Below are 18,892 nucleotides of genomic sequence, written 5' to 3'. Positions count from 1 at the left end.
GGTCTCAGATGTCCTTGCAAAGACGTGCGGCGTCGTAGATCGCGGCGTGGATGTTGCGGCCGGCCACCGCGTCGCCGATGCGATGCAGCGTGTAGCCGCCATGGCCGTTGGCCTGAACCGGCTGCGGCCGCCCGGCGATCAGGCTGTCGAGATCGGTTTCGCCGCGGTTCAGCGACCGCTCCTTGAGATCGAAATAGAGGCCGTCGTTGGGCAGGGTGCCCAGTTCCACCACGATCTGATCGACCAGCCGCTCCTCCTCCTCGTGGGTGTACTCGTTGCGCAGGACGGCGACGCGCCGGTTGCCCTCCTGGTAGATTTCCACGAGCTGGTGGTTGGTGGTCATCACCACGTTCAGCTTGTACAGTTCGCGCAGGTGGATCGGCTGGTTGGTGGTGCCGACCTCCTCCGCGACCATGCGATCGGGGGTGGCGATCTCCACCAGCGCACCGCGCTTGGCCATGAATTCAGCGCAGGACGCGCCATGATGCTGGCCGGTGCCGTCATACATCAGCACGGTTCCTGTCGGTTCCACCGCTCCCGTCAGGACATCCCAGGTCGACACCGCCAGATCGGCGCCCTTGAAGTCGCCGCGGTTCGGACGGCCGCCGGTGGCGAGGATCACGACGTCGGGCTTCTCGGCCTCGACGGTGGCGCTGTCGGCCTCGACCCCAAGGCGCACGTCGACGCCCAGCTTGGTGACCTGCTGCGACAGCCAGCGGGTGATGCCGCTCATCGCCTCGCGCCAGGTCGCCTTGGCGGCGATGCCGATCTGGCCGCCGGGAGCGGCGTTGCGTTCCAGCAGCACGACGGAATGGCCGCGCTCGGCACAGACGCGGGCGGCTTCCAGGCCGCCGGGCCCGCCGCCGACCACGACGACGCGGCGCTTGCGCTCCGCCTTCGGGATCACATGCGGCATCGTGCGCTCGCGGCCCGTCGCGGCGTTCTGGATGCACAGCGCGTCGCCGCCGACATAGATGCGGTCGATGCAATAGCCGGCGCCGACACACTGGCGCACATCGTCCAGCCGGCCTTCCATCAGCTTGCGCACCAGATGCGGGTCGGCGATGTGGGCGCGGGTCATGGCGACCATGTCGACATGGCCTTCCTCAACTGCGCGGGCGGCGGTGGCGAGGTCGGTCACGCGCTGGGCATGGAAGACCGGGATGCCCGCCTCGCGCTTGATGCCGCTGGCCAGATGCAGGAAGGGAGCCACCGGGAAGGACATGTTGGGCAGCGAGATGGCATGCGCCAGATGATCGCGCGCCTGTCCGCCCAGCACATTCACGAAATCGATCAGCCCGCGTTCGGCATAGGTCCGGGCGATGGCGATGCAGTCCTCGTGGCTGAGACCGTCGTCGATCAGCTCGTCGCCCGACATGCGCATGCCGATGACGTAGTCGTCGCCGACCTCGGCACGGATCGCCTCGAACACCTCGATGCCGAAGCGCATGCGGTTTTCCAGGCTGCCACCATACTTGTCGGTGCGCTGGTTGACCGACGGGCTCCAGAACTGGTCGATCAGGTGCCCGTGGGCGGCCGACAGTTCGAACCCGTCCAGCCCGCCTTCCTTGCAGCGGCGGGCCGCTGCGGCATAGCCGGCGATGATCCGCTTGAAGTCGAAATCCTCCATCTCCTTCGGCGTGTTGCGGTGTGCCGGCTCGCGGGCGGCCGAGGCGGAGACGGTGGGCAGCCAGTTCTCGGTGTCCCAGCGGGTGCGCCGTCCCATGTGGGTCAGCTGGATCATCAGCGCTGCGCCATGGCGGTGCACCCGGTCGGAGAACTCGCGGAAGAAGGGAATGACGCTGTCGTCGGCGACGGAAATCTGATTCCACGGAGCCGCCGGGCTGTCCACCGCGACCGAGGAGGAGCCGCCGAACATCGTCAGACCGATGCCGCCTTTGGCCTTTTCCTCATGGTAGAGCTGGTAGCGTTCCTTTGGCTTGCCTTCGGACCCGTAGCCCGGCGCATGGCTCGTGCTCATCACGCGGTTACGGATCGTCAGATGCTTGATCTGCAGAGGCTTCAGAAGGGCTTCGGCGGGTGAGGACATGGCAGGAACGATCCCCAGTATTGAGCCTGCCAAGAATTCACCATCGCCGCCATTGTCGCGTTGCCCCCCGCGACCGGGAATTACCTTTTTGCGACAGGGGCGGAATGGAGCGGCGCAGCGCAATCAAGCATCTGAAATTTCGGGGAAATCGGAGCATCCGCGTCCCGTCACTCCACCGGTGCGCTGTCCTTGACAGTCGGCGCGGGGTCCTCGAACAGGCGGCGGTCTGGCAGCAGGGACTCGCCGTCGGTGCGGCGGAAAGCGGCGAGAGGCGAAAAATGCGGCTCCGCCTCCACATCCGGTCCGCCGGTGCGACGCACCTCCGACGGCGGGACGCCGAACAGCTCCCGGAACTGGCGTGAGAAATGCGCGCAGTCTGCGAAGCCGGCCTCGTTCGCGATGGCGGTGACCGAGCGCTTGGTGTTGCGCAGCAGCCAGTGGCCATAGCGCAGGCGCAGGCTGCGGTAATAGGTGGCCGGGCTGGTGCCCACGGCCAGTCTGAACAGCCGTTCGAATTGCCGGGTGCTGACGTTCAGGCGGCTGACGATCTCTTCCACCGACAGGGGGTCGCTGATGTGCTGCTCCATCAGCAGCAGGGCGCGGCGGACGCGGTCGTTGGTGATCTCCATGACCGTCGGCGGCTGTGGCTGCGACTGGCTGGCGGGACGCGCCTTGTCGATCAGCAGGATATGCATGGTTTTCTGCGCCGTGGCGCGGCCCAGATGGCGCTCGATCAGGAAGGCGGCCAGATCCGCCACCCCGGCGCCTCCCGAACAGGTGATTCGGTCGCGGTCCACCACGTAAAGCTGGTCGGCCACCGGAACCAGATCGGGGAATTCCTCGATGAAATCGCTATGGTGGTACCAGCTGACGCAGCAGCGCCGGTTCTTCATCAGGCCGATGCGGCTCAGCACGAAGCTGCCGGTGCACACGCCGACCAGGGTCACGCCGTAGGACGCCGCGGCGCGCAGATAGGCCAGCGTCTCGTCGTCGAGCTGAGGGCCGGCGTGCAGAAGCCCGCCCACCACGACCAGATAGTCGAAGCGGCGGGGATCGGTCAGCGGTTCCCAGCGGGCGACGCCGATGCCGCAACTGGACATCACCGGTTCCGCCCGCGATCCGATGATGGTCCAGTGGCAACGGATCTGCCGCGATCTGTCTCCTTCGTCGGCGGCCAGCCGCAGGGCGTCGATGAAGGGGGCGAGCGCCGTCAGGGTGAAGTTGTTGGTCAGGATGAACCCGACCGACAAAAGCGCGCGTTCCTCCTGCCGGGGGGCGGGACCGCTACCGCCGAAACGGCGATATTCCACTGTCTTCCCCACCAGGACATCCTCCCAGTCCGACGGCCCCAGTCTGATCGCTCCAGTCTGATCGCCCCAGTCCGATCGCATTCTGATTCGTCTTCCCGAATGCTAGCCCCAGTGGCCGGCACCCGGAAGACAATTCACTGGCGATGCTTCTATCGCTCTATCACCAGATCGCTGGTGGGGCGGCTGCAGCAGAGCAGGATCAACCCCTGGTCGATCTCGCGTTTGCGAATGCCGCCGGTGTGGTTCATTTCCACGGTGCCGGAGATCAACTTCGTCTTGCAGGTTCCGCACAGCCCGCGGGAGCAGGAGGTCGGAACCCGGATCTCGGCAGCCGATGCGGCATCCGCCACCGCCATGTCGGGCGGGCAGGCGAAGACCTTGCCGGTCTTCGTGAATTCGATGCGGAATCCGGCCGTGGCCGGCATGCCGCCGTCCGGTGCGGCCTGGACCGGTGCCGCCTGGGCCGAGGTGTCTTGCGCGGCGAGTTCCGCGGCCAGTTCCTCGAAGTTGAAGCTCTCCTGATGGTAGCGGCCCATATCGAAGCCACCCCCCTCCAGGAAGCTGCGCACCGCCTTCATGAAGGGACCGGGACCGCAGACATAGACCTCCCGCTCCATGAAGTCCGGAGCGATCAGTCCCAGCATCGGCAGGGACAGCCGGCCGGTGAAGCCGGCCCAATGGGCCTCGGTGCCGATCCCTTCGCAGACATGGGCGACGCGCAGACGGCGGCCGGGACCGGTCAGCGCATCCAGTTCGCGGCGGAAGACGATGTCGGCCGGTGTACGGGCGGCGTGGACGAAGACGATGTCGTGATCATCGCCCAGATCGTCGAAGGTCCGGGTCATCGACATCAGGGGAGTGATGCCGCTGCCGCCGGAGAGGAACAGGAACTTGCGCGGAGCAACGGAGTCACCGGGGGTGAACTCGCCGAGCGGACCGACCGCGCGGATGGTGTCTCCCGGCTTCAGGGTGTCGTGCAGCCAGTTGGACACCGGGCCGCCTGGCACGCGCTTGACGGTGATGGAGAGCCGGTTCGGCCGCGCGGCGGAGGAGGAGATGGTGTAGCTGCGATGGACCGTTTCGCCGCCGATGGACAGTTCCAGCGTGATGAACTGACCCGGCTTGAACCGGAACTGGCAGGGGTGCCGCGGTGCGAAGACGAAGGTCTTCACATCGTGCGTTTCGTCCCGCACCGCCCGGCACACCAGCGTGTCGTCGATTTCGGGATCCCAGTCCCGGACCGGAGGCGGAGCCGCATCCTGCTGCATCGTCATCTCTCTCCCTGAGCCGTGAACAACGGGCGATCCCAGCGGCTTGCCGGCCGGGACCGCCCTGGCATCGCGTCATTCGGCGGCGACGCCCACCGCGGCCTGCTTGCCCAGCAGATGCTCGGACATGCGGCTCACATACCATTCGGTGAACTTCTCGACGAGAGGTTCGGTGTAGGGCGAGTAGGGGCCCGGCTCATAAGCGGGGCTGATGGCGCCGTTGTGCGAGATCTCGACCAGATCGGCATCCTGCTGGTTGGTCGCCTCCCACACTTCGGTCAGGCGGTTCAGGTCATAGTCGACGCCTTCCACCGCATCCTTGTGGACAAGCCAGCGGGTGCGCAGCAGGTTGCGGTCGGGACCGAGCGGGAACACCGAGAAGGTGACGACGTGGTCGCTCATGAAGTGGTTCCACGAGTTCGGCTGGGTCCAGAAGGACAGGGCGCCCAGCTTGCGCTCGGTGATCGAGCCCAGCAACTTCTGGGAGGCGCTGCGGGTGTCCTTGGTATGGGCCTCGCCGGCGCCGTCCAGCGGCAGGCGTTCGGTGCGGAAGCCGGTGACGTCGGTCAGGCGTTCGACCTCGCGGCTGGGGAAACCGGCCGCTTCCCAGCCGAGGTGGCAGGACTGGACCAGCGCTTCGTACTTGGCGGCGTGTTCCATCCGCTTCGGGTTGGTGCCGTCGGGAGCGAAGCCGAAGCCGTATTCGAACAGTGGGATGGTCAGTTCCGGGTGGTTGCCGACGCAATGGTAGCATTCACGATTGTTTTCCATCGTGAGCTTCCAGTTGCCCTTCTCGATCAGGTCCACCGTCTTGGCGACCTTGCAGTTCTTCAGGTCGTGCGGGAGAATGTAGGGCTCGATGGCCGCGGCCATGCGGTCGATGTCGTCCGGGGCCTCCTCCGCCAGGCAGATGAAGATCAGGCCGCCGACCGACCGGATGTGCACCTTCTTCAGGTTCCGGCATTTGCGGTCGAAGTCGTTGCCCATGTGCTCCGCGAACAGAAGCTCGCCGTCCTGGCCATAGGTCCACTGGTGATAGCTGCACACCAGATTGCCGACCGAGGTCTTCTCCTTGAGGATGATGCGCGCTCCGCGATGGCGGCAGACATTGTGATAGGCGCGCAGTTCCATGTCGTCATCTCGCATCACGATGACCGACGTCTTGCCGATATCCACCACCATCACGTCGCCCGGTTCCGGCACGTCCGGTTCGACGCCCACATGCAGCCAGTGGCGGCCGAAGATGATCTCCATATCCAGCTTGAAAATGTCCTCGCTTGTGTAGAACGGGGCTTCCAGGCTGTACCCCTTCTTGCGGCGCGTCAGCAGGGCTTCTATGGAGATCTCGGACGGCATGACGGTTGACCTTCTGCGGGAGTGGGGCCGTTTGTTCGTGGAACCGTTTCAACCTTCCTAAGGCCGTGCTTCTTTCGATTCCACGGAGCACAGCGTGCAGCCGGCCGGACCGCGCCGCGTTCTGGATTGCGACATCAACTTTAAAAAGGCCGACAGCCAGTCCGGTCTTTTTGCGCCGGGCGGGGTCCGCGCAAGGCTGTCGCAAATCCGATACGAATTGCCGCTCTGATGAAGGTTTTCTGCTTTCAGGGCCTGCATTCTTCCTCAATCGGTACTGATGTGTGCGACGGTTCGCATCAGTTGGAAACGGCCTTCCGCCTCGGTCCGCGACGGTTTTCGACCATCCGCAGGCTGGATGTTTGTCGATCGTCCGATCACGGCCACCGGCAAGACGGAAGCGATCTGCCGGGCAACCTGCACGCGCCCGGCACAAGTCTCCGCATGGCGGACCGGTCAATCCGAACAAACAAACGATAATAGGAGGCTTCTTGATGAAAATCTTCGGTAAAGCCTTGGGCATTCTGCTGTCGGCGGCCGTGACGGTCGGTGTTGGGACCGGTGTGATCGCCAACCAGGCGCACGCGGCGGAGAAGTCCATCAACATCGGCTGGACCGCCTGGTCGGATGCCGAAGCGGTGACGAAGCTCGCCAAGCATGTGATCGAGGAGCGGTTCGGCTATAAGGTCGAACTGACCATGGCCGACATCGGCATCCAGTATCAGGGCATCGCCAGCGGCAAGCTGGATGCCATGCTGATGTCCTGGCAACCGCTGACCCACAAGCCCTATCTCGACAAGGTCGGCAAGGACGTGGTCGATCTCGGCCCGCTCTACACCCGCGCCCGTCTGGGCTGGGTCGTGCCGGACTACATCCCCGTCGATCAGGTCAAATCCATCGAGGACCTGAAGAAGCCGGAGGTGCAGAAGCAGTTGGGCGGCAAGATCCAGGGCATCGATCCGGGTTCGGGGCTGATGCAGGCGTCGGAGAAGGCTCTGAAGACCTATGATCTGAAGGGAATGCAGCTGGTGTCGGCCAGCGATGCCGCGATGCTCGCCGCTCTGGAGCGCGCCATGAAGCGCAACGAGTGGATCGTCGTGACGAGCTGGAGCCCGCACTGGATGTTCGCGAACTGGAAGCTGCGCTACATCGAGGATCCGAAGGGTGCCTTGGGCGGCCTGGAGAGCGTGAACGCCATCGTCCGGAAGGGCTTCTACCAGGATCACCCGGACGTGTACGAGTTCCTGAACCGCATGGTCCTGCCGATCGGCGATCTGGAGGCGATGATGCAGGAAGCCCGCCAATCCAGCTATGAGAAGGCGGTCGACAACTACATCAAGAACAACAAGGCCCGCATCGATTACTGGGTCACCGGCAAGCTCTGATCCGTTGCCGCGCCACCGCCGGCCTTGCGGCGGCTGCGCACCCTTTCCTGCGCTGTTCATGGAGGCGGTCCGTTCCGAACGTGTGGGCGTGAGGGACGGCCGTCTCCAGCCATTCCCGCCTTCAGTCGCTTCCAGCCACTCCCAGCCACTCGATGATCGGGAACGCAGATGGATTCGTCAGAACACATGCAGGGCATCGCGTCGACCGGCAGCGTGATCTTGTCGGCTGAGGGATTATGCAAGCTGTATGGCGGCAATCCCTCCCAGGCTCTGGCCATGCTGCGGGCCGGCGCGGACCGCGCCGACATCCGGCGGGAGACCGGCGCGTCGGTGGCCGTGGCCGGCGTCTCCTTCGACCTGCCGGCCGGCAAGATACTGGCGTTGCTGGGCCGGTCCAATTCCGGCAAGTCGACCCTGATCCGCATGCTGAACCGTCTGGTCGAACCCACCGGAGGGACCGTGTTCCTGAACGGGCGCGACATGGGGGCGATGACGCCGGCCGATCTGGTGGCCGTCCGCCGCGACACCATGGCGATGACGTTCGGCACCGCGGCGTTGATGCCGAATCGCAGTCTTCTGGACAATGTCGCCTTCGGACTTGAGGTTGCCGGTCTGCGCCGGCGCGACCGTCGGGACCGGGCACTTGCCGTGCTGACACGCATCGGGCTGGGCCATGTCGCCGCTCAGCTCCCGCACGAGGTGCCGTTCGAGGTTCGGCTGCGGATCGGTCTGGCGCGGACCCTGATGGGCGATCCATCGATATTGCTGATGGATGTGCCGTTTGCCGGAGTCGACCCTGTCCTGCGGCAGGAGCTGGAGGCCGAATTCCTCGAATGGCAGCGGGCGCATCGCGCGACCGTTCTGCTCACCACCCAGGAACCGGAGGAAGCGGTGCGGCTGGCGGACCTTATCGCCTTCATGGAAACGGGTCGCATCACCCAGATCGGCACTCCGGACGAAATACTCGAATCCCCAGCGAACGAGCATGTTCGGGCCGCCTTCCAGGACATTGCGGCCAGTCGGCGCCAGCGCCTGCGCGCGGCCCACCTGGAGGAGTTGATTTCCCATTTCGAACGGACGGCGATGGAGGGTCTGGATACGGTGGATTCGTCGGCGGGTGCGCTCGACGGCACCGCGCGCCAGTTGACCGGCATCATCGACCGCACCAACGAGCAGGCATCCTCGACCGTCGTGGCCGCCGAGCAGATCGCAAGCAATGTCCAGTCGGTCTCGGCCTTGGCCGACGACACCTTTCGGTCGCTGGACGAGATCCGCCTGCGCATCGACGATTCCGCCCGCATCGCCTTGTCGGCGGTCGAGCAGGCCCGCAAGGCGGACCAGTCGGTGCACAGCCTGCGGGAGTCGGCCCAGGACATCGGCAACGTNCGCCGGCGAGGCCGGCAAAGGCTTTGCGGTGGTGGCGCAGGAGGTCCGTCAGCTGGCCAGCCAGACCGCGAAGGCGACGCAGGACGTTTCGTTCCGTATCCAGACGATGCAGGACGCAACCGGCAACGCCGCCCAAGCCCTGCAGAGCATCACGGCGGTGATCGAGGAGATCAGCACCATCTCGCTCGCCATCGCCCGGTCGATGGAGGCGCAGGCCGCCGCCTCGGCCACCATTCATTCCAGCATCGACCAGGCGGCATCCGGGGTTGGCGTCGTCGCCCGCAACGCCCGGAATGTCACCAGCGGCGCCCGCGACACCGAAAGCGCCACACGGCACGTCCTGAGCGCGGCGGCGGATCTGGCCGGCCAGACCGAATTGCTGCGCCGCAGCATCGAGCGGCTGCTGGACGGCATCCGTGCCGCATGACCTGAACCATCACCCTTTGCAAGAGAGCAACGATCCAATGAGCAATGTTCTGTTTCGCGTCGGCGAGGCCACCGTGTTCGCCAAGGAAGGCCAGTTCACCGATGCCATGCCGGAGATCGTCATCGGCACGGTCGACGGTCCGGCCGGCCATGCCTTTGCCACCATGATGGGGCAGACCGCCGGTCATACCCGCATGTTCGCGGTGCGCGATTGCAACCAGATGGTTCGCCCGGCCACCATGATGGTGTCCAAGGTGACCATGAAATCCAGCGCCTATGTCGATCTGTTCGGGGGGATCGTCCAGGCCGCCACGGCGGACGCTGTGCTGGACTGCGTCATTGACGGCGTGCTGCCGCGCGATCGCGTCAACGACCTGTGCATCCTGGTGATGGTCTGGATCGACCCGCGCTGTCCCACCGATCCGAACCTCGACCGTGCCGATCTCTATCGCACCAATTACGAAGCGACCAAGATCGCCATCGGCCGGGCAATGCGCGATGAACCCACCATCGAGGAACTGATCGAAAACCGGCACAAGGTCCGGCACTTCATGTTGGATGCTCAGGAGTGAGTCTTTACCGGGCGTAAGGCCCGAGGCATCGGACCTTACGCTCTTTCTCCCTCTTCAGGCAGGCGCGCCCCTCCGGCCGCCTGCCCTGGGAGGTACAGGTCAGAAAGCGCGTCCACCGGACCCCTCGCCGCCCGTCGTCACGCCGTCCAACGGCCCCGCGATCGGTGTCTGGGGAAGGAAGGGCAGGCGCCGATCCAAGGGGACAGGGGGGCGGACCGTCATCCGCCAGAGCGCGAAGATCAGGGCAAGCGTCGCCACCAGCGCGGAGAACAGGAACAGTCCATCCTGTTCGAACATCGACATCACCAGAGACGCCACGAAGGGGCCGGCGATGGCGCCCATCGAGAACCCCAACACCATGCCGCCGCTCGCCGGCACCATCTCGGCCGGTGTCAGGAAGTCGTTGGTGTGCGAGACGCAGATCGGATAGATCGCGAAGATGATCCCGCCGAACAGGGCGACCCCGGCGACCAGCGGGCCAAATCCACTTTGCGGAAGCATGGTCATGCCGATGCTGACGATCACCAGCGCGGCGAACAGTCCGACCAGGACCAGCCGTCTGTCGATCAGGTCCGACAGCTTCCCGAACGGCCACTGCAGGATCATGCCGCCGATGATGGCGGCGCTGACGAAGGTTGCCGACTGTCCGAGATCGTAATCCAGGTGCCGCACATAGACCGGACCCAGCCCATAGAAGGAGCCGACCACCAGTCCGCTGATCACCGTGCCGACGAATCCCAGCGGGCTCGCGTGGTAAAGATGACGGATGCGGATGGGCGCCAGCGTCTGCATCAGGGGCGGGGCCTTGCGGCTCAGCGCAACCGGCAGAACGGCAAGGGCGACCAGGATCGATACCAGGACGAACTGCCGGAATCCGTGCGGGTCCTCGATGACGATCAGATATTGGCCCGCCCCCTGTGCGCCATAGAGGGCGATCATGTAGAGAGCCAGGACCTGCCCGCGTGTGGCGGACGTGGCGCTCTGGTTCAGCCAGCTTTCGATGCAGACGAAGAGGCCGGCCATGCAGCAGCCCTCGACGAGCCGGAGAGCGATCCAGGCCGGGGCATCGGAGCCCAGGCTATGTCCCAGGATTGCGGCGACGAGAACCGTTGCGGAGGCGCTGAAGGCGCGGATATGACCGACCTGCCCGATGAGCCGGTATGCCTGTGTCGATCCGATCGTCACCCCGAGAAAATAGGCGCCGGTCAGGGCGCCGAGCAGGATGGGCGAGGCGCCCGCCGCATCCATGCGGACGCTGACGATGGATGTCAGCGCTCCCATCCCCCCCATCATCAGGAACACTGCGACGAGCAACGGGACGATGGGTTGGATGAGGGACATCGCTTGATCCGAAGAAGGAGGAAAGACGGCGACGTGCCGGGATCGGGTTTCCTGGCCGGGCGGGAACTGGATGTTTGCAGGCCGGGCGGTGCCGGCGTCCATGTCGACATGAGGGGACGTGGAGCGTGCGGCATCATGGCGCCCGCGACGGACGGCTCCGCCGATGGTTCGGTCGGCATTCGCCCCGTCACCGGCCCTGCGTTTCGGCACCGCCGTTGCGGTCGCTGGCCAGGAATGCTTCGACGGTGGCGAGCGCCATGCGCTCATCCTCGATGACGACATACCGGCGCAATTCCTGGACCGCCGCGCCAAGGCCGCCCGCTGCGAAGGCCCGGCGAATGGCCTGGGTGGCTTTTTCGTCGATCAGTTGCATGATCCTTGGACTCCTTCGGATGAGACGCGGCCGGCGGGCTGCCGGCCGGCTGTGCAGCGCTGCGAACCGGCTGCCGGCTTCACCGCAGCACGATGGCCCGGTGGTCGTGCAGCATGACGCGCGCCTCGACGTGCAGCCGGATGGCGCGGGCCAGGACGACGCTTTCGACATCGCGGCCGATGGCGACGAGATCGTCGGGCGACATGGAGTGATCGACGCGGGCCACCTCCTGCTCGATGATCGGTCCTTCGTCGAGGTCGTCGGTGACGTAGTGCGCGGTGGCGCCAATCAGCTTCACGCCGCGCGCATAAGCCTGGTGATAGGGCTTGGCGCCCTTGAAGCTGGGCAGGAAGCTGTGGTGGATGTTGATGACCCGCCCCGCCATCCGTCGGCAGAGAGTCTGCGAAAGGACCTGCATGTAGCGGGCGAGCACGACGAGTTCGACATCGTTCGTCTCCACGATCTCCATCAGGCGGATTTCCTGCGCCAGCTTGTTGCCGGGGGAGACCGGGAGGTGGTGGAAGGGAATGCCATGCGACCCGACCAGCGACTTGAAGGCGTCGTGGTTCGACACGACCCCGACGATGTCGACGGGCAGCGCCCCGATGCTGTGGCGGTAGAGAAGGTCATTCAGGCAATGGCCGAACTTCGACACCATGATGAGGATCTTCGGCCGCCGGCGCGCATCCCGCAAGGTCAGGGTCATGCCGAAGCGCGCCACGATCGGCTGCAGGTCTTCAAGAAGAACGGCCTCGCTTCGGATCGTTTCCGGAACGTCGAAGGCCATCCGCAGGAAGAAATGCTCGCCGTCGTGATCGACGAACTGCGCGCTTTCGATGATGTCGCAGTTCCGCTCGGACAGATAGGTCGAAATGGCGGCGATGATCCCCGGCCGGCTCCGGCAGCTGACGGTCATGTAGAAGTGGTTTCGATTGGAACGCATCGCAGGTCTCGCGCGGCAGGAAATGGCCGGGGATGAGGTCAGGCGAGATCGACGATCGTCGGCTCGTACCCGAGCCGGCGCAAGAACGCCGACAGGTCGTCGGGATGCATCGACAGAGTCGCGCAGTTCGTCATCGGGTGGAAATTGACGACCTCGCCGGCGAGAACGCGGCGCTCCAGCACCAGACGGACGCGGCGCTCCTTGTCCGCCACCAGGGCCAGCGGGCTCACCCCGCCCGGTTCGATGGACAGCACCTGCTCCAGCGTGACCGGCGAGGCGAAGGACAGCTTGGCCGAGCCGATGACCGGCGCCAGTTCCTTCATGTTCACCGACTGGTCGTGCGGCAGGACGACCAGCCAAAGAACGCCCTTGGCATCCTTCAGCAGCAGATTCTTGGTATGCACACCGGGAACGCTGCGCCAGTGCTCTTCGGCATCGGCGACGGTGCGCACCGGCGGGTGGGCGTGCAGCCGCATCGGCGTCGACGCGAGGGCGAGTTCCCGGCACAGATCTTCGGGAATGCCGGCTTCACGCCAATGCATCTGCATGGTCTCGTTGTCGTCGGGCATGTTCGCCATCCTTGTCTGTCCGGCATGCCGCGGAGGGCGGCTTGCCGCAATGCTGGTCGGGGGCATGGCCAATGCTCTGTGCTCGCCACGATCCGTTGGACACAGCATGGCGAAGGGATCCACCCGCCGATTGTACGGGTGCGTCGCCGGCGTTGAATGAAACAGCCGTCCCGCGGTCTCAGCCCTTGCGGAAGACGGAGGGAGTCATGCCGCGGCGTTCCTTGAAGGCGCGGACGAAATGCGAGGAATCGCAGAAGCCGACGGCGGCTGCGATCTCCGTCACCGACTGCTCGGTGTTGCGCAGCAGGAATTCGGCATGTTCCAGCCGCATGATCCTGTAGGCCTCGGTTGGCGTCATGCCCAGCGCGTTCTGGAAATGCCGCTCCATCTGGCGCCGGGCGGCCCCAAGCCGGCGCGCCATCTCCGCCACCGACAAGGGCACGTCGATGTTCTGCTGCATCAGCAGGAGCGCCTTCCGCACCACCTCGTCGTTCGTGGTGAAGTCGAGCGGGATGCCCGGCTGCGGCTTCTCCCCGCGCAGCGCATCGTCGATGATCATGATGTGCAGGCTCTTGCGGGCCTGGGCCCGTCCAACATGCTTTTCGACGAGATAAGCCGCGAGATGGGCCGAGCTGGTCCCGCCCGAACAGGTCAACCGGTCGCGGTCGACGATGAAGATCTGGTCGGACACCGGTGTGATGCCGTCGAACTGCTCCAGGAAATCGGCATGGTGGAACCAGCTGATGCAGCAGCGGTATCCGTCCATCAGCCCGGCCCGTTGCAGGATGAAGGCACCGGTACAGACGCCCACCAGCGGGATCTTCGATGCCGCCGCCTGACGCAGATAGCGGATGTAGTCGGGGCTGAGGTTGGAGATCTCGTCGATCAGCCCGCCGATCACGACGATGTAGTCGAACTTCATGGGGTCACCCAGCCGCTCGGTCGGCTGCACCAGCATGCCGCAACTCGACGCCACCGGCCGCATCTGGTCCGACAGGACGGCCCAGTCGCACAGGATCGGCCGGCTGCGGTCGCCTTCGTCGGCGGCGAGCCGCAGCACGTCGACGAAATTCGCGAAGGCGCACAGCGTGAAACGGTGGGCTAGGATGAAGCCGACGGACAGGCGCGGTGCCGCAGGACGATCCGCGTACCGGCCGGCCCTGGTCGCGGCCGCCCTGGCCGCGCTTGGCTTGATGCTGTTCGTCATGTGATCTCCGGCGGACACATCGTCGCACCCGTGACATTAATCTGTCGCATTCATCCTGTCCAACAAAGGGGCGCGTCACGATACTGTCAGCACATTGAACTTCGCGGTGCTGCCATGACCCGCTTCTCACTTACCTCGCTGTTGACCAACGCGCTGACCGGCAACAAGAACTGGCAGCCTCAATGGCCCGATGCCGAACCGAAATCCGAATATGACGTCGTGATCGTCGGCGCGGGCGGGCATGGTCTGGGTGCGGCCTATTATCTCGCCAAGGAACACGGCATCACCAATGTCGCGGTGGTGGAAAAGGGCTGGCTCGGCGGCGGCAACACCGGCCGCAACACCACCATCATCCGCTCCAACTATCTCTACGACGAAAGCGCCCGTTTGTACGAGCATGCGGTGAAGCTGTGGGAAGGGCTGAGCCAGGAGCTGAACTACAACGTCATGTTCTCGCAGCGCGGCGTGATGATGCTGGCGCACACGGTCCATGACATCCAGAGCTTCAAGCGCCACATCCATTCCAACCGCCTGAACGGCATCGACAACGAGTGGCTGACGCCCGAGCAGGCCAAGGAATACTGCCCGCCGCTGAACATCGCCGCCAACGCCCGCTATCCGGTGATGGGAGCCGCGCTGCAGCGCCGCGGCGGCACCGCCCGCCACGATGCGGTCGCCTGGGGCTATGCGCGGGCCGCCTCGGCGCGCGGTGTCGACATCATCCAGAATTGCCCGGTGACCGCGATCCGCCGCGACGCTTCCGGCCGCGTCATGGGTGTGGAAACGGCGCGCGGCTTCATCAAGGCGAATAAGGTCGCGGTGTCGGCCGCCGGCAACACCTCGGTGGTGATGGACACTGCCGGCGTCCGGCTGCCGCTGGAAAGCTATCCGTTGCAGGCGCTGGTGTCGGAGCCGATCAAGCCGGCCTTCCCCTGCGTGGTGATGTCCAACACCGTGCACGCCTATATCAGCCAGTCCGACAAGGGCGAGCTGGTGATCGGGTCGGGCACCGACCAGTACACCTCCTACAGCCAGCGCGGCGGGCTGCCGCTGATCGAACATACCGTTGCCGCGATCTGCGAGGTCTTCCCGATCTTCAACCGCATGCGCATGCTGCGCAAATGGGGCGGCATCGTCGACGTCACGCCCGACCGCTCGCCGATCATCGGCAAGACGCCGGTGCCGGGGCTGTACGTCAATTGCGGCTGGGGAACCGGCGGCTTCAAGGCGACGCCGGGGTCGGCCAACGTCTTCGCCCACACCATCGCCCGCGACGAGCCGCACCCGATCAACGCGCCCTTCACGCTGGAGCGCTTCAAGACCGGCCGGCTGATCGACGAGGCCGCCGCCGCCGCCGTCGCGCATTGAGGAGACGATCATGCTGCTCATCCGCTGCCCATACTGCGAAGCCGAGCGCCCCGAGGTGGAGTTCACCTATGCCGGCGAGGCGCACATCGCGCGACCGGCGGACCCCTCGGCCCTGTCCGACGACGAATGGCGCGACTTTCTCTTCATCCGCACCAACCCGCGCGGCCGGCATTTCGAACGCTGGCGCCACATGCATGGTTGCGGCCGCTTCTTCAACGCGGTGCGCGACACCGTGACCGATAAATTCGCGATGACCTACAAGTCCGGGGCCCCGCGTCCGAGCGACGAAGAGATCGCGCTCGCCTCCAGCGCCGCCACCCCCGCCGAGGATGCACGTCCATGAGCAATTTCCGCATTGCCGGCAAGGGCAGGCTCAACCGCAGCCGCTCGGTCCGCTTCATGTTCGACGGCGTGGACTACACCGGCTACGAAGGCGACACCCTGGCGTCGGCGCTCCTGGCGAACGGCGTCCATCTTGTTGGACGGTCCTTCAAGTATCACCGGCCGCGCGGCTTCCTGTCCGCCGGGTCGGAGGAACCGAACGCGCTGGTCGGGACCGACCGCGGCAACGGCCGGTTCGAGCCGAACACGCGGGCGACGGTGCTGGAGGTGTTCGAAGGGCTGAAGACCGAAAGCCAGAATCGCTGGCCGTCGCTGAGCCGCGACATCGGCGCTGTGAACGACGCGCTCTACATGCTGTTCTCGGCCGGTTTCTACTACAAGACCTTCATGTGGCCGAAGAGCTTCTGGGACAAGGTCTATGAGCCGGTCATCAGGAATGCCGCCGGCCTGGGCAAGGCGCCGACCGCCCCCGATCCCGACACCTACGCCAGCCGCTTCGCCCATTGCGACGTGCTGGTCGTCGGCGGCGGCGCCGCCGGCCTCGCCGCGGCGCTGGAGGCCGGGCGCAGCGGCGCCTCGGTCATCCTGTGCGACGAGCAGTCGGAAATCGGCGGCTCGCTGCTGTCGGAGCCGACGGCCGAGATCAACGGTCAGCTGGCCTGGGACTGGCTGGAGGACACCAGCGCGGCGCTGGCGGCGATGCCGAACGTCACGGTGCTGCCGCGCACGACGGCCATCGGTTATTACCACCAGAATTTCCTTGGCCTGTGCCAGAGGCTGACCGACCATCTGAGCATCGTGCCGGAGGGCGCCCCGCGCGAGCGGATGTGGAAGGTCCGGGCCAAGCAGGTGGTGCTGGCCCAGGGCGCCCTCGAAAAGCCGCTGGTGTTCGCCGGCAACGACCGGCCGGGCGTGATGCTGGCCGGTGCCGCGCGGACCTACCTGAACCGCTACGGCGTCAAGGTCGGCAACCGGGTGGTCGTCGTCACCACGCATGACAGCGCCTGGCATGCCGCCTTCGATCTGGCCAAGGCCGGCGTAGAGGTCGCAGCCATCGTCGATGTCCGCGGCACCGTGCCGACCCAGCTGGCGGCGGCGGCCGACGCTCTGCGCATCAGGACGCTGATCGGCTGGACCGTCACCGGGACCAAGGGCCGCCTGCGGGTCTCGTCGGTGCGGGTCAATCCCGTCACCGGTGGCGGCAAGGTCGGCAGTGCCGAGACCATCGCCTGCGACGCGCTGCTGATGTCGGGCGGCTGGACCCCCAGCGTCCATCTGTTCTCGCACACCCAGGGATCGCTGACCTGGAACGAGGACGGCCAGATGTTCCTGCCTGGCCGCGGCAAGGAGGAGTGCCGTTTGGCCGGCGCCGGCAAGGGCCGTTTCGGGCTGAAGACCGCTTTCGAGGACGGAGCCGCTGCCGGCGCCGCGGCGGCGGCCGATGCCGGGTTCAAGACCGAACCGGCGTCCTACCATGTGGAGGGCGAGCTGTCCTTCACCGGGGTGACCGGCCGCGAGCTGCCGACCGACCGCGATCCGGGCCATGCCAAGGCGTTCGTCGATTTCCAGAACGACGTGATGGCCAAGGACATCCGTCTGGCGGTGCGCGAAGGCTTCAAGTCGATCGAGCACATCAAGCGCTACACCACCAACGGCATGGCGACCGACCAGGGCAAGACGTCCAACATCAACGGTCTGGCCGTCGCGTCGGATGCGCTGAAGCGGCCGATTCCCGCCGTGGGCCTCACCACCTTCCGCCCGCCCTACACACCGACCAGCTTCGGCACCTTTGCCGGCTACAACAAGGGCGAGCTGTTCGACGTGACGCGCAAGACGCCGATCGACAGCTGGGCCGAGGAAAACGGCGCGGTGTACGAGCCGGTGTCGCTGTGGCGGCGCGCCTGGTACTTCCCGCAGGTCGGCGAGGACATGCACACGGCGGTGGCGCGCGAATGCAAGGCGGTGCGCACGTCGGTCGGCATGTTCGACGCCTCCACCCTCGGCAAGATCGAGGTCGTCGGCCCCGACGCCGCCGAGTTCATGAACCGCATGTACACCAACGCCTGGACCAAGCTGGCGCCCGGACGCTGCCGCTACGGCCTGCTGCTCGGCGAGGACGGCTTCATCCGGGACGACGGCGTGATCGGGCGTCTGGCCAATGACCGCTTCCACGTCACCACCACCACCGGCGGCGCGGCGCGCGTCCTGAACATGATGGAGGATTACCTCCAGACCGAATGGCCGGACCTGAAGGTGTGGCTGACCTCCACCACCGAGCAGTGGTCGGTGATCGCGCTGCAAGGTCCGAACGCCCGCAAGCTGATCGAGCCGTTCGTCGAGGGCATCGACCTGTCGGAGGGCGCCTTCCCCCATATGGCGGTCGCCATCGGCAAGATCTGCGGCGTGCCAACCCGGCTGTTCCGCGTGTCCTTCACCGGCGAACTCGGCTTCGAGATCAATGTGCCGGCCCGCTACGGCCGCGCGGTGTGGGAAAAGCTGTTCGAGGCCGGGCAACGCTTCGGCATCACCCCCTACGGCACCGAGACGATGCACGTCCTGCGCGCCGAGAAGGGCTACATCATCGTCGGGCAGGACACGGACGGCACGCTGACGCCGGACGATGCCGGCCTGTCCTGGGCCGTCGGCAAGACCAAGCCGGACTTCGTCGGCAAGCGGTCCCTGGTGCGGCCCGACATGCTGGCGCCGAACCGCAAGCAGCTGGTCGGCCTGCTGACCTCCGATCCGAAGACCGTGCTGGAGGAGGGGGCGCAGATCGTCCTCGACCCGAACCAGCCGGTTCCGATGGAGATGGTCGGCCATGTGACCTCGTCCTACTGGAGTGCCGAGCTGGGGCGGTCCATCGCCTTTGCGGTGATCCAGGGCGGGCGCTCCCTGCAGGGCCAGACCGTGCATGTGCCGATGCCGGACAAGGTCCATTCCGCGACGATCACCGGCATGGTGTTCGTCGACCCCGAGAACAAGCGTCTCAGCGCATAGGA

At 65.8% G+C, this 18,892-nt stretch carries 15 protein-coding genes and 1 pseudogene; 7 read left to right on the top strand and 9 right to left on the bottom strand.

Translation table 11 applies throughout. The features are described 5' to 3' along the window. Nucleotides 1-4: 4 nt before the first annotated feature. The 4 genes from A6A40_RS18280 to A6A40_RS18265 all read right to left on the bottom strand — a co-directional run bounded on the left by A6A40_RS18280 (nt 5) and on the right by A6A40_RS18265 (nt 5,984). A complete protein-coding gene (locus A6A40_RS18280) occupies nt 5-2,050 on the bottom strand; it encodes an NADH:flavin oxidoreductase (protein ID WP_108547349.1) in 2,046 nt (681 codons plus the stop codon). A 167-nt stretch (nt 2,051-2,217) separates the two neighbouring features. Beyond that, nucleotides 2,218-3,372, bottom strand: coding sequence for a GlxA family transcriptional regulator (locus tag A6A40_RS18275; protein ID WP_108548011.1), 1,155 nt, complete (start codon nt 3,370-3,372; stop codon nt 2,218-2,220). Nucleotides 3,373-3,509: 137 nt separating this feature from the next. Further along, nucleotides 3,510-4,628: an FAD-binding oxidoreductase gene (locus A6A40_RS18270; RefSeq protein ID WP_108548010.1), complete on the bottom strand. Its 1,119-nt coding sequence runs from the start codon at nt 4,626-4,628 to the stop codon at nt 3,510-3,512. A gap of 75 nt (nt 4,629-4,703) precedes the next feature. Next, nucleotides 4,704-5,984 (bottom strand): aromatic ring-hydroxylating oxygenase subunit alpha, encoded by a 1,281-nt coding sequence (locus A6A40_RS18265; RefSeq protein WP_108547348.1) that lies wholly within the window; start codon nt 5,982-5,984, stop codon nt 4,704-4,706. A gap of 491 nt (nt 5,985-6,475) precedes the next feature. Between A6A40_RS18265 and A6A40_RS18260 the strand changes: the two genes are divergently transcribed. The 4 genes and pseudogenes from A6A40_RS18260 (at nt 6,476) to fae (ending at nt 9,750) form a co-directional block, all read left to right on the top strand. Then, nucleotides 6,476-7,366 (top strand): glycine betaine ABC transporter substrate-binding protein, encoded by an 891-nt coding sequence (locus tag A6A40_RS18260; protein ID WP_108547347.1) that lies wholly within the window; start codon nt 6,476-6,478, stop codon nt 7,364-7,366. 168 nt (nt 7,367-7,534) lie between these two features. Further along, nucleotides 7,535-8,751 (top strand): annotated as a pseudogene (locus tag A6A40_RS31130) (ATP-binding cassette domain-containing protein); the annotation flags it as partial. Nucleotides 8,752-8,780: 29 nt separating this feature from the next. Continuing rightward, nucleotides 8,781-9,179, top strand: a complete 399-nt coding sequence (locus A6A40_RS30750; protein ID WP_335645199.1) for a methyl-accepting chemotaxis protein — start codon at nt 8,781-8,783, stop codon at nt 9,177-9,179. Nucleotides 9,180-9,216: 37 nt separating this feature from the next. Next, entirely contained in the window at nt 9,217-9,750 is a 534-nt protein-coding gene (fae, locus tag A6A40_RS18250) for a formaldehyde-activating enzyme (RefSeq protein ID WP_108547345.1), read from the top strand. Nucleotides 9,751-9,849: 99 nt separating this feature from the next. Here fae and A6A40_RS18245 read toward each other — a convergent pair whose 3' ends face one another. The 5 genes from A6A40_RS18245 to A6A40_RS18225 all read right to left on the bottom strand — a co-directional run bounded on the left by A6A40_RS18245 (nt 9,850) and on the right by A6A40_RS18225 (nt 14,183). Further along, nucleotides 9,850-11,091, bottom strand: a complete 1,242-nt coding sequence (locus A6A40_RS18245; protein WP_108547344.1) for an MFS transporter — start codon at nt 11,089-11,091, stop codon at nt 9,850-9,852. 187 nt (nt 11,092-11,278) lie between these two features. Then, nucleotides 11,279-11,464 carry a hypothetical protein gene (locus A6A40_RS18240; RefSeq protein ID WP_108547343.1) on the bottom strand — a complete coding sequence of 62 codons (186 nt, stop codon included), beginning with the start codon at nt 11,462-11,464 and terminating at the stop codon, nt 11,279-11,281. A 79-nt stretch (nt 11,465-11,543) separates the two neighbouring features. Beyond that, nucleotides 11,544-12,407 (bottom strand): formyltetrahydrofolate deformylase, encoded by an 864-nt coding sequence (gene purU, locus A6A40_RS18235; protein WP_108547342.1) that lies wholly within the window; start codon nt 12,405-12,407, stop codon nt 11,544-11,546. 38 nt (nt 12,408-12,445) lie between these two features. Next, nucleotides 12,446-12,976, bottom strand: a complete 531-nt coding sequence (locus A6A40_RS18230) for a prolyl-tRNA synthetase associated domain-containing protein (RefSeq protein ID WP_108548009.1) — start codon at nt 12,974-12,976, stop codon at nt 12,446-12,448. A 178-nt stretch (nt 12,977-13,154) separates the two neighbouring features. Next, the gene (locus A6A40_RS18225; protein ID WP_108547341.1) at nt 13,155-14,183 is read right to left on the bottom strand and encodes a GlxA family transcriptional regulator; all 1,029 of its coding nucleotides are present in this window, start codon (nt 14,181-14,183) and stop codon (nt 13,155-13,157) included. A gap of 114 nt (nt 14,184-14,297) precedes the next feature. On the opposite strand from A6A40_RS18225, the gene A6A40_RS18220 reads away from it, so the two are divergent. From A6A40_RS18220 to A6A40_RS18210, 3 genes are read left to right on the top strand one after another with little or no spacing between them, the layout of a single operon-like run. Then, nucleotides 14,298-15,551, top strand: coding sequence for a sarcosine oxidase subunit beta family protein (locus A6A40_RS18220; RefSeq protein ID WP_108547340.1), 1,254 nt, complete (start codon nt 14,298-14,300; stop codon nt 15,549-15,551). Nucleotides 15,552-15,561: 10 nt separating this feature from the next. Next, nucleotides 15,562-15,894, top strand: a complete 333-nt coding sequence (locus A6A40_RS18215) for a sarcosine oxidase subunit delta (RefSeq protein ID WP_108547339.1) — start codon at nt 15,562-15,564, stop codon at nt 15,892-15,894. Beyond that, entirely contained in the window at nt 15,891-18,890 is a 3,000-nt protein-coding gene (locus A6A40_RS18210) for a sarcosine oxidase subunit alpha (protein WP_108547338.1), read from the top strand. Before A6A40_RS18215 ends, A6A40_RS18210 begins: the two co-directional genes overlap by 4 nt. Nucleotides 18,891-18,892 lie beyond the last annotated feature (2 nt).

The sequence above is a fragment of the Azospirillum humicireducens genome (assembly GCF_001639105.2).
Lineage (GTDB): Bacteria > Pseudomonadota > Alphaproteobacteria > Azospirillales > Azospirillaceae > Azospirillum > Azospirillum humicireducens.
The sequence above is the reverse complement of the archived record's forward strand: the minus strand, read 5'-3'. Positions and strand labels throughout refer to the sequence as shown.

What these genes read in the sequence shown, in the direction of transcription:
- A6A40_RS18280 (WP_108547349.1), bottom strand. Translation starts at nt 2,050, where the DNA reads ATGTCCTCACCCGCCGAAGCCCTTCTGAAGCCTCTGCAGATCAAGCAT.
- A6A40_RS18270 (WP_108548010.1), bottom strand. Translation starts at nt 4,628, where the DNA reads ATGCAGCAGGATGCGGCTCCGCCTCCGGTCCGGGACTGGGATCCCGAA.
- A6A40_RS18265 (WP_108547348.1), bottom strand. Translation starts at nt 5,984, where the DNA reads ATGCCGTCCGAGATCTCCATAGAAGCCCTGCTGACGCGCCGCAAGAAG.
- A6A40_RS18260 (WP_108547347.1), top strand. Translation starts at nt 6,476, where the DNA reads ATGAAAATCTTCGGTAAAGCCTTGGGCATTCTGCTGTCGGCGGCCGTG.
- fae (WP_108547345.1), top strand. Translation starts at nt 9,217, where the DNA reads ATGAGCAATGTTCTGTTTCGCGTCGGCGAGGCCACCGTGTTCGCCAAG.
- A6A40_RS18245 (WP_108547344.1), bottom strand. Translation starts at nt 11,091, where the DNA reads ATGTCCCTCATCCAACCCATCGTCCCGTTGCTCGTCGCAGTGTTCCTG.
- A6A40_RS18240 (WP_108547343.1), bottom strand. Translation starts at nt 11,464, where the DNA reads ATGCAACTGATCGACGAAAAAGCCACCCAGGCCATTCGCCGGGCCTTC.
- purU (WP_108547342.1), bottom strand. Translation starts at nt 12,407, where the DNA reads ATGCGTTCCAATCGAAACCACTTCTACATGACCGTCAGCTGCCGGAGC.
- A6A40_RS18230 (WP_108548009.1), bottom strand. Translation starts at nt 12,976, where the DNA reads ATGCCCGACGACAACGAGACCATGCAGATGCATTGGCGTGAAGCCGGC.
- A6A40_RS18225 (WP_108547341.1), bottom strand. Translation starts at nt 14,183, where the DNA reads ATGACGAACAGCATCAAGCCAAGCGCGGCCAGGGCGGCCGCGACCAGG.
- A6A40_RS18220 (WP_108547340.1), top strand. Translation starts at nt 14,298, where the DNA reads ATGACCCGCTTCTCACTTACCTCGCTGTTGACCAACGCGCTGACCGGC.
- A6A40_RS18215 (WP_108547339.1), top strand. Translation starts at nt 15,562, where the DNA reads ATGCTGCTCATCCGCTGCCCATACTGCGAAGCCGAGCGCCCCGAGGTG.
- A6A40_RS18210 (WP_108547338.1), top strand. Translation starts at nt 15,891, where the DNA reads ATGAGCAATTTCCGCATTGCCGGCAAGGGCAGGCTCAACCGCAGCCGC.